The sequence below is a fragment of the Bartonella sp. AD328YNZD genome, assembly GCF_042196425.1.
Genome location: NZ_JBHIQG010000275.1, coordinates 1 through 3,220, shown reverse-complemented (window position 1 = coordinate 3,220; position 3,220 = coordinate 1). Strand labels below are relative to the sequence as shown.

At 37.4% G+C, this 3,220-nt stretch carries 2 protein-coding genes; both read right to left on the bottom strand.

Features of this window, described 5'->3' with window-relative positions:
- Positions 1–268: 268 nt before the first annotated feature.
- Positions 269–1,897: a BID domain-containing T4SS effector gene (locus ACFIO3_RS10515; RefSeq protein WP_375608084.1), complete on the bottom strand. Its 1,629-nt coding sequence runs from the start codon at positions 1,895–1,897 to the stop codon at positions 269–271.
- Between the two features lie 516 nt (positions 1,898–2,413).
- On the bottom strand, positions 2,414–3,220 hold an 807-nt coding region (locus tag ACFIO3_RS10510; protein WP_375704430.1), incomplete at its 5' end, for a type IV secretory system conjugative DNA transfer family protein.

The following is a 3,220-nucleotide window of genomic DNA, read 5'->3' as shown; positions in this document are numbered from 1 at the left end:
GCTCTTTTTAAAATATTCATATAACCACGAAAATCGACTCCATCTAAGACAAATAAAATAGGCTTTTGTAGCTTTCGTCAGTAGTAATCATGACGTTTAAAAGGAATTAACAATTATCCTGTCCAATTGCTTTGGATATGGTGTATATGCTATGTGCAAAATTGGTGGTAGGGCGTTTAAGTAGTCTGTTTTTTGCATGTATGATAAGAATATTAAAATATCTCTTCCACATAGGTGTTTAAATCAAAAAAACAAAGTTTCATATTTTTTAGTTGGCCATAGCAAGTGTATTTGAACGATTTTGTGTGCGTGTGTAGAATTGGCTATGAGTGTTCCTTGCTTTTTGAACAATGTCGGTAATTTCTCGTGCTTTCTGTTCTGATATACCAATACTTTGTGCAAGTGTTTCATAATCTTTGTTTGTGATCGCACTACATTCGTTTGATGAGAGACGATGTTCTAAACTGTTTATAAAAGTACGGAGCTCTTGGTATAATTGAGGAGATTGAGACAAGATTTCTCTTTGTTTTTCCGGTGATAAAGCAAAAATATTTTGCAAGTTTTGACTGGGATTCTCTACCGCTTTTCCAAGGCGTTCTTGTTTAATTTTATGGTCTCGAGTGACTATATTATAGGTAGCTTCTACAGTATACACATAATTCTCAATTGCAAGAGAGAGCACATCAAGATAATTTCGAGCGTGTACACGTGTCGGATTTTGTAGACCGCATATACTAAAACCTGCAAGAGGAGAAACAGAGTGCGGTGCCTGTTTAATCTGATTAGCAAACTGTCTGCCTAATTCTGGATTTTTAATAATCTCTTCTATCTGTTCGTTTAATACGTTTGCGTCACCATAAACAGTTTTTGCGTAAGCTCGGACTTGCTTTTGAGCTTTGAGAACGTAACTATCTAGCGCAACTGTTTTGGCACATTCACTTTTTGTGAGAGGCGCTAATGTTTCTTTTGGAATAAGCGTGTTTTCAAGCTCTTTGCTGTTGGGGGCGGTAAAGGTAATGATATCACCAGGTTTTAATGTTTTTAATCGTTCTGGTGTGAGATCATCTTTGCTACCAATGATGTAAGTTCCTTGCATATCGAGTATAAAACTTTCTGAATAACAACCTTTATAAGTTCCTATATAGGTTTCTCCTGCCTTTGTTGCCATAACAAGGCGATCATCCACGTTGCGTCCCGTATTGTTTATGTGGTCCATAAATTCTTTTAAAAGACGTATTTTGGGGGGATTGGAGATATCCTCAAAAAGATCTTTCAACAGTTGTGTATTGCTATATTGCATTGCTTCGCTACAGGCAGCCATCATACGTTTTTGTGTGACAAGCGAAAAGTCAAGCTGATGTCCTGCAGCTTTGGCAAGATTTTCAAAAAAGACTTGTTCTGTGTGCTCATTGCCATCTATGAATGGGTGGATTTTGTGAAGAGAATAAAATAGACTCGTTGCTTCCTTGACAAATTCTTCGCGTGTTAAGCCTTGCAAATTGTTTTTTTCGGCAAGCGTTTGATCTAATTTTTGTAAGAGTTCAGGGATTTCTTCACCAGTTGCAAAATTATTGCCCCATTCCATTCTTTTCATTTCTGGCATGGCGGCAATGCTATCGTCTGTAAATGCGAAGGGGATATGACGCAGATGTCCAGCCCATACAAAGGTATTTTTAAACAATTGTTGGTGGATATGGCATAGATAAGTTGAATTAAAATATTCTGGCAGGGGTTCTGCACGCAGATTGATCATGGCTTTTTGCCTATCATGTGAGCATTTTTCCAGAAAGCGTTTTAAATCTGTTTCTCCATATCTATTTTTGAGAATTTGGGTACCAAGATAGATATAATTATGGGGTGAGGGAATTCCTTTTGTTTTTTCTTTTGCTTTTGGCATTGTTACATTCCTTATAATGTTACATTGTCTATGAGAGTGTGTTAAACTTTTTGTTTGAAAATCCCCCACGCATATTGTTTTGAGATGTTGAGACTTGGGTGAGGAAAAAATCCCTCAAATTCGTAGGTGTTTTTGAGTGTATAAATCTTTATCTTGGCACTTTTTTCTTTTACTGAGAGAGAATAGTTCATTTGGGTTGTTTTCATGCATATTGTCTTTTAATTTTTTTGTAGAAAAATTTTCCTATAAAAGCGGTGCCTTCAAAAGTTTCTTGATAGGATTCTCAAGGCATAGATATGATTGGTATTTATTATTTGGAGATGAGGAGAGTGCTTTATAAAGAAAATTGGCATTGGTAAGCACAGGCATAATACCATCATTCAAAGACTTTTCCCTATATTTTTCTTGTTGTATCAAGCGGGAATTCCTTCTTTATAGGCTTTTATGAGATAGAATCTCTGCTTTTATCCTTTGATGTTTTTGTTTTGATGCATGACCTCCATTGGAGGGTGTTTTTTAGTTTTTCTGTGCTTTTGGGGCAAAACGGTTTTTTGCAGCTGCGGCTAACATTTCTTTTCTTCTGAAATAGATGGCGCGACCACATCGCAAAGGGGGTTGTCCTTGCATAAGAATAATTTGTTCATCTTGACGCATTTCTTGAATAATCTCGTGGGGTAAAATGAGAGCTCTTTGTTGGTAATTGATGTTGTAAGAACTTTTTCCTAAAGATAAACCTCTTGATTTGCTCGTTCCGGTGACTTCAACGGTCATTTGACCACAGCGTTCTGAAATGTCTTTAGCTGTTTGAAGGTCTTTAATGGCCGCATAACTGACAAAGGAGCAGCTTTCAAACCATGAACGTGCTCCTGCTTCGCCAAAGTGATTGACCAACTGACCCGTGGATTGATAAAAGAGCATCAAGGATGTGCCGTATTTACGTCCACGATCGCGGGCTTCTTCTAAAATATTCATATAGCCTAGAAGATCAACTTCATCTAAGACGAATAAAACACGCTTTTTATAGTTACCGTCTGCTGTAACCATGGCATTGAGAAAGGCGCCAATAATCACACGTCCAATAGCTGGATAACTGTTTAAAATGCTTGCGGGGAGATTGAGAAAAACATCTGTATTGCCATTGGCAATATCTGAGGAAAAAAAATCATCTCCGCAGACAAGATCTGCATAATTGGATAAAGAAAGCCATTGGGTGTCTTTTGAGGCGGTTGTATAGACTCCTGAAAAGGTTTGCTCTGCCATTTCTGTAAAAATACCCACCATTTCACGAATAAAAGGAGAAGGTGTTGTTTCTTGAATCATGCG

Bases quoted from the DNA above. Each gene is read 5' to 3' on its own strand.
- ACFIO3_RS10515 (WP_375608084.1), bottom strand. From the start codon at position 1,897: ATGCCAAAAGCAAAAGAAAAAACAAAAGGAATTCCCTCACCCCATAAT.